A 247-nucleotide genomic window follows, 5' to 3' on the forward strand; every position below is an offset into this window, starting at 1 on the left:
GTGCGAACCGATCGTCAGGCCTGTGCGCAAGTGCGTGAGCGCGGCCGCAGCGACCAATTTGGCGTTGATTTCGGACAGATGACCAGCGTCAACGCCGATTTTGATAATGCCCGGTTTGATCTTCGAGCCATCGATTCCCCGCTCAAACTCTCGTATCCAGCGGACAGCAATCTGCTCGGCGCTCTCGTTATAGGCATGCGAAGGGATAAAGATATGTTTTCGCGCGCCGTAATAGCCGGTATTGGTG

General features: G+C 55.5%; 1 pseudogene. It reads right to left on the reverse strand.

What is annotated here, in order from left to right:
- A pseudogene (locus tag ACLJNW_RS27495) lies at positions 1 to 247 on the reverse strand (phosphotriesterase-related protein); the annotation flags it as partial.

It is taken from the genome of Salmonella sp. SAL4457, assembly GCF_046548235.1.
GTDB lineage: Bacteria > Pseudomonadota > Gammaproteobacteria > Enterobacterales > Enterobacteriaceae > Salmonella > Salmonella enterica.